6 protein-coding genes are annotated in these 6,294 nt (G+C 68.8%); 4 read left to right on the plus strand and 2 right to left on the minus strand.

Translation table 11 applies throughout. The features are described from left to right. Positions 1–741 (minus strand): phosphatase PAP2 family protein (locus RIF68_RS23590; protein WP_309053293.1); only part of this gene is annotated, 741 nt, incomplete at its 3' end. 147 nt (positions 742–888) lie between these two features. Then, the gene (locus RIF68_RS23595) at positions 889–1,914 is read right to left on the minus strand and encodes a LacI family DNA-binding transcriptional regulator (RefSeq protein ID WP_309053294.1); all 1,026 of its coding nucleotides are present in this window, start codon (positions 1,912–1,914) and stop codon (positions 889–891) included. Between the two features lie 337 nt (positions 1,915–2,251). On the opposite strand from RIF68_RS23595, the gene RIF68_RS23600 reads away from it, so the two are divergent. The 4 genes from RIF68_RS23600 to RIF68_RS23615 all read left to right on the plus strand — a co-directional run. Further along, the gene (locus RIF68_RS23600) at positions 2,252–3,529 is read left to right on the plus strand and encodes an extracellular solute-binding protein (RefSeq protein WP_309053295.1); all 1,278 of its coding nucleotides are present in this window, start codon (positions 2,252–2,254) and stop codon (positions 3,527–3,529) included. Between the two features lie 19 nt (positions 3,530–3,548). Then, a complete protein-coding gene (locus RIF68_RS23605) occupies positions 3,549–4,568 on the plus strand; it encodes a sugar ABC transporter permease (RefSeq protein WP_309053296.1) in 1,020 nt (339 codons plus the stop codon). After that, complete coding sequence (locus tag RIF68_RS23610) at positions 4,562–5,434, plus strand: sugar ABC transporter permease (protein ID WP_375165051.1); 873 nt, start codon at positions 4,562–4,564, stop codon at positions 5,432–5,434. Before RIF68_RS23605 ends, RIF68_RS23610 begins: the two co-directional genes overlap by 7 nt. A 48-nt stretch (positions 5,435–5,482) precedes the next feature. Further along, positions 5,483–6,294 (plus strand): alpha-amylase family glycosyl hydrolase (locus RIF68_RS23615; protein WP_309053298.1); only part of this gene is annotated, 812 nt, incomplete at its 3' end.

The raw sequence follows: 6,294 nt of genomic DNA on the forward strand, positions 1-6,294 counted from the left end.
GCAGACGATGCCGCCGACCGCGTCCAGCCAGAAGTGGTTGGCGGTCGCGACGATCACGACGAGGGTGGCCGTCGGGTAGAGCAGGCCGAGGATCCGCGCCCACGGCGCCCGGGCGAGGAAGAAGATGGTCAGGCCGCACCACAGCGACCAGCCGATGTGCATCGACGGCATCGCCGCGTACTGGTTCGACATCTGCTTCAGGTCGCCCGAGGCCATCGAGCCCCACGTGTGGTGGACCAGGACCGTGTCGACGAAGTTCTGCCCGTTCATCAACCGGGGCGGCGCGAGCGGGTACAGGTAGTAACCGACCAGGGCCACACCGGTGGTGGCGAACAGGACCGTGCGGAACGCCGCGTAACGGCCCGGCTGCCGGCGGTACAGCCACACCAGCACACCGATCGTGACGACGAAGTGCAGCGTCGCGTAGTAATAGTTCATCCCCACGATGAGCCACGTCACCGAGTTCACGGCGTGGTTCACCGTGTGCTCGAAGGCGAGCCCGAGGGACTCCTCCGTACGCCAGATCCAGTCGGCGTTCCGCAGCGCCTGCGCCTTCTGCTCCGGCACGGCGTTGCGGATGAGGGAGTACACCCAGTAGCTGACCGCGATGAGCAGGATCTCGAACCAGATCCGGGGACGCCGGGGGCTCCGGGCGCGCAGCCAGGACCGCCCGCCGTCGGCCACGATGGGTGACGACGGGGTCGTCCGGTCGTCCAAACTCTTCACGGTCGTTTCACCCATAGGCAGAGAGTGTGCCAGATCCTCTTCCTCCGACCGATCATCCCTCCGACGGGTTCCGGGCGCACCCGGTCCCCCTCAAGGGGGACCCCGGCCCGGGGCGGGGTCAGGGGTGGAGCCGGGGGCGCCGGGAGCCGGGCGCGGGCCCGCTCAGCCGCGCGGCGGAGGGGCCGAGGCCGTGGAACCGCGCACCACCAGCTCCGGCATGAAGACGAACTCGGAGTGCGGGGCGGGCGTGCCGCCCACCTCCTCCAGGAGGGCGCGGACCGCCGCCTGCCCCATCGCCTGCACGGGCTGGCGGATGGTCGTCAGCGGCGGGTCGGTGAAGGCTATGAGCGGGGAGTCGTCGAAACCGACGACCGAGACGTCCCGGGGCACGCTCAGGCCCTGCTGCCGGGCCGCGCGGATCGCGCCGAGCGCCATCATGTCGCTCGCGCAGACGACCGCCGTGCAGCCGGCCGAGATCAGGGCCCCGGCGGCCGCCTGGCCCCCCTCCAGGGTGAAGAGGGAGTGCTGGATCAGCCGCTCCGACTCCTCGGGCCCCAGACCGAGCCGGTCCCTCATGCCCTTCTGGAAGCCCTCGATCTTGCGGAGCACGGGCACGAACCGCTTGGGGCCGACGGCGAGGCCGATCCGGGTGTGACCGAGCGCGGCCAGGTGCGTCACGGCCAGCTGCATCGCCGCCCGGTCGTCCGGCGACACGAAGGGCGCCTGGACCTTGGGGGAGAAGCCGTTGAGCAGGACGTAGGGGACGCCCTTGCCGCGCAGCTGGTCGTACCGGGTCATGTCGGCCGTGGTGTCGGCGTGCAGTCCGGAGACGAAGATGATGCCCGCGACCCCGCGCTCCACCAGCATGTCGGTGAGCTCGTCCTCGGTGGACCCGCCGGGGGTCTGCGTGGCGAGGACCGGGGTGTAGCCCTGGCGGGTCAGGGCCTGCCCGATGACCTGCGCGAGGGCGGGGAAGATCGGGTTGTCCAGTTCGGGGGTGATGAGTCCGACGAGCCCGGCGCTGCGCTGGCGCAGTCGTACGGGCCGCTCGTACCCGAGCACGTCGAGCGCGGCAAGCACGGATTCACGGGTGGCCGCGGCCACACCGGGCTTGCCGTTGAGCACGCGGCTGACTGTGGCTTCACTGACCCCCGCCTGGGCTGCGATGTCGGCAAGCCGCGCGGTCATGAGAGTGGACTGTACCGGTCACCGCGCGTATTGCCCACCGTGCGGGTACCGCAAGCCGCTCCGCAAGCTCTTGCAGGAATTGCGGGGGCGCGTACGGGGCGAGTGGGGGTGCGGAGGCGCGCGGAGGGCGCCCGTGGCCTGGTGTCAAGCGACCCATCGGCAACCTTCGGGACACGTGGATGTAACGATCCCCGGTCCTTGCAGAAATTTCTCGCAAGGTCTTTCGGCGCGTTTTCAACCCTGTTACGTTCCTGGCAACCCGGAGCGCCGCGAGGGAGCGGTCGCAATGAGGAAGGTTCCAGCCCCTCGTCCCCCGGGATCAGTTGAAGGAGTTCACATGCGGCGTGGCATAGCGGCGACCGCGCTGGTCGCGGCCCTGGGCGTGACCCTGGCGGCGTGCGGCAGCGACAGCGATTCCAACGGCGGCGGTACCCAGGGCTCGGGCGAGCTCTCCGGCACCGTGACCTGGTGGGACACCTCGACGGTCGGTTCCGAGGACAAGGTCTTCAAGAAGATCGCCGAGGGCTTCACCAAGAAGCACCCCAAGGTGACCGTCAAGTACGTGAACGTGCCGTTCGGCGAGGCGCAGAACAAGTTCAAGAACGCGGCCCAGTCCGGTTCCGGCGCCCCCGACGTCATCCGCTCCGAGGTCGCCTGGACCCCCGAGTTCGCGGACCTCGGCTACCTGGCCCCGCTCGACGGCACCGCGGCGCTGAAGGACAAGGACGACTTCCTCAAGCAGGCCGCCGCCTCCACCCAGTACAACGGCAAGACCTACGCCGTGCCGCAGGTCATCGACTCCATGGGCATCTTCTACAACAAGAAGATCTTCAAGGACGCCGGTGTCCAGGTCCCCAAGAACATCGACGAGCTCAAGACCGTCTCCGCCACGATCAAGCAGAAGACCGGCAAGACCGGCCTGTACCTGCGCGGCGACGACGCCTACTGGTTCCTCTCCTTCCTGTACGGCGAGGGCGGCAACCTGGTCGACGCCGAGCAGAAGAAGATCACCATCGGTGACGAGTCCGGCGTGAAGGCGTTCAGGACCGTCAAGGACCTGGTCGACTCGAAGGCCGCGATCACCGACGCGACCAACGGCTGGGACAACATGCAGGCCGCCTTCAAGGACGGCAAGGTCGCGATGATGATCAACGGCCCGTGGGCCGTCGCCGACACCCTCGCGGGCAAGGAGTTCGCCGACAAGGCCAACCTGGGCATCGCCCCGGTCCCGGCCGGTTCGGCCGGCCAGGGCGCCCCGCAGGGCGGTCACAACCTCGCCGTCTACGCGGGCTCCAAGAACCTCGACGCCTCCTACGCCTTCGCCGAGTACATGACCTCGGCCGAGACGCAGCGCCAGGTCGCCAAGGAGCTCAGCCTGCTCCCGACCCGCCAGTCCGTCTTCATCAAGCCGGACGTCGCGAGCAACGAGATGATCACCTTCTTCAAGCCGGTCGTCGACAAGGCCGTCGAGCGCCCGTGGATCCCCGAGGGCGGCAGCCTCTTCGAGCCGGTCAAGGTCGAGTACACCAAGGTGCTCACCGGCCAGACCACCCCGGACGCCGGCGCCAAGGCGGTCGCCGACGCCTACCGCAAGCTCCTGAAGGACTGGAAGTAAGAGGAAGGCAGGCCGGCTGATGGCTGTGGACACCCCCAGCCAGTCGGTGGCGAAGGCCGGGCCCCCCCCCCCCCCCCGCGGCCGGGGCCGCGGAACTGGCACGGGCAAGCCGAGGGGCGCGTCGAAGCGCTCCCTCTCGACCCACTGGTACGCCTGGGCGCTCGTCGCGCCCGTCGTCGTCGTGATCGCCGTGATCATCGGCTATCCGCTCATCCGCGGCATCTACCTGTCGCTGACCAACGCCAACGAGCGGAACGTCGCGCGGTCGATCGGTGTCAACAACATCCCGGCCACCTACGAGTTCGTCGGCCTGGACAACTACGCCGAGGCGATCTCCGGGAACCAGTTCCTCGGCACCCTCGGCTGGACGGTCGTCTGGACCGTCTCGTGCGTGGCGGTCACCTTCGGCCTCGGCCTGGCGCTCGCCAACATCCTCAACCGCAGGATCGCCGGCCGTTCCGTCTACCGGATGCTGCTGATCCTGCCGTGGGCCGTGCCCCCCTTCGTCTCGGTCTTCGCCTGGCGTTTCCTGTACGACGAGCGCCGGGGCATGCTGAACCAGATCCTCTCGGGCGCCGGTCTGGACGCCGTCCCGTGGCTCAACGACCCCACCGTGGCCAAGCTGGCGGTCATCGCCGTCAACGTCTGGCTCGGTGTCCCGTTCATGATGGTCGCCCTCCTCGGCGGGCTCCAGTCCATCCCCGGCGAGCTCTACGAGGCCGCCGAGATGGACGGCGCGAACGCCTGGCAGCGCTTCCGGCACATCACCATGCCCGGCCTTCGGTCCGTCAGCACCACGGTGCTGCTGCTCTCCACCATCTGGACCTTCAACATGTTCCCGGTGATCTTCCTGCTCACCCGGGGCGGGCCCGGCGAGGCCACCCAGATCCTCGTCACCCAGGCCTACAAGTTCTCCTTCGAGATCAGCCCGCGCGACTTCGCCCAGTCGTCCACGTGGGGTGTCCTCATCCTGATCCTCCTGATGGTCTTCGCCGCGTTCTACCAGCGAGTCCTCCGCAAGCAGGGAGAAGTCTGGTGACCACCACGACGCCCACCGCCCGGCCCGTGAACGCCCCGGTCCGCGGCCGCCGCTCGCCGCTGGCCTCGGCCGGCCTGCACCTCACCCTGATCGTCGCCTCCGCGATCGCCGTCTTCCCGGTGCTGTGGGTCCTGCTGACCTCGCTCAAGCCCGCGAAGTACGCGACCACCACGGACTTCTTCAAGGAGACGACGCTCGAGAACTACACGAACCTGCTGAACGACACCCCGTTCCTCAGCTGGTTCTGGAACTCGCTGCTCGTCGCCGTCCTCACCACCCTCGTCGGCGTGTTCATCTCCGCCACCACCGGCTACGCCGTCAGCCGCTTCCGCTTCCCCGGCAAGCGCGGCCTGATGTGGACCCTGCTCATCACCCAGATGTTCCCGGTCGCCGTCCTCATCGTGCCCATCTACAACATCATGGGATCGCTGGGGCTGCTCAACCGGTCGGCCGGCCTGGTCATCACCTACCTGACCATCGCCGTCCCGTTCTGCGCGTGGATGATGAAGGGCTTCTTCGACACCATCCCGCGCGAGATCGACGAGTCGGGGTACGTCGACGGCCTCACGCCCTTCGGCACCTTCTGGCGGCTGATCCTGCCGCTCGCCAAGCCGGGCATCGCGGTCACCGCCTTCTACTCCTTCATCACCGCCTGGGGCGAGGTCGCCTACGCCTCCGCCTTCATGGTGGGCGACGAGAACCTGACGCTGGCCGGCGGACTGCAGAAGTTCGTCAACCAGTACGGCGCCCAGTGGGGTCCGATGTCCGCGGCCTCCGTCCTCATCGCCGTTCCCGCCGCCCTGGTGTTCCTCTTCGCGCAGCGTCACCTCGTCACCGGCATGTCCGCCGGTGCCGTCAAGGGCTGACCGTTGAGCGCCCCACCTGTACGCCCCTCCTTACCTCCCAGGGAAGACATGACCCAGCATCTCGCCACCCCGGCCGACGCCCCCACCACCGGCACGCACACGGGCTGGTGGAGAGACGCGGTGATCTACCAGGTCTACCCGCGCAGCTTCGCCGACGGCAACGGCGACGGCATGGGTGACCTGGAGGGCGTCCGCAGCCGGCTGCCGTACCTCAAGGAGCTCGGCGTCGACGCCGTGTGGCTCTCCCCGTTCTACGCCTCCCCGCAGGCCGACGCCGGCTACGACGTCGCCGACTACCGGGCCATCGACCCCATGTTCGGCACGCTCCTCGACGCCGACGCCCTGATCCGCGAGGCGCACGCCCTGGACCTGCGCGTCATCGTCGACCTGGTGCCCAACCACTCGTCCGACCAGCACGAGTGGTTCCAGCGGGCGCTGCGCGAGGGCCCCGGCTCCCCGCTGCGCGAGCGCTACCACTTCCGTCCCGGCAAGGGCCTGAGCGGCGAACTGCCGCCGAACGACTGGGAGTCCATCTTCGGCGGCCCCGCCTGGACCCGCACGGAGAACCCGGACGGCACCCCCGGCGAGTGGTACCTGCACCTCTTCGCCCCGGAGCAGCCCGACTTCAACTGGGAGCACCCGGCCGTACGGGACGAGTTCCGTTCCATCCTGCGCTTCTGGCTCGACATGGGCGTCGACGGCTTCCGCGTGGACGTCGCCCACGGCCTGGTCAAGGCGGACGGCCTGCCCGACATCGGCGCCCACGACCAGCTGAAGCTGCTCGGCAACGACGTCATGCCCTTCTTCGACCAGGACGGCGTCCACGAGATCTACCGTTCCTGGCGGAAGGTCCTCGCCGA

This window comes from Streptomyces sp., assembly GCF_031178505.1.
Lineage (GTDB): Bacteria > Actinomycetota > Actinomycetes > Streptomycetales > Streptomycetaceae > Streptomyces > Streptomyces gulbargensis.

Bases quoted from the DNA above. Each gene is read 5' to 3' on its own strand.
- RIF68_RS23595 (WP_309053294.1), bottom strand. From the start codon at position 1,914: ATGACCGCGCGGCTTGCCGACATCGCAGCCCAGGCGGGGGTCAGTGAA.
- RIF68_RS23600 (WP_309053295.1), top strand. From the start codon at position 2,252: ATGCGGCGTGGCATAGCGGCGACCGCGCTGGTCGCGGCCCTGGGCGTG.
- RIF68_RS23605 (WP_309053296.1), top strand. From the start codon at position 3,549: ATGGCTGTGGACACCCCCAGCCAGTCGGTGGCGAAGGCCGGGCCCCCC.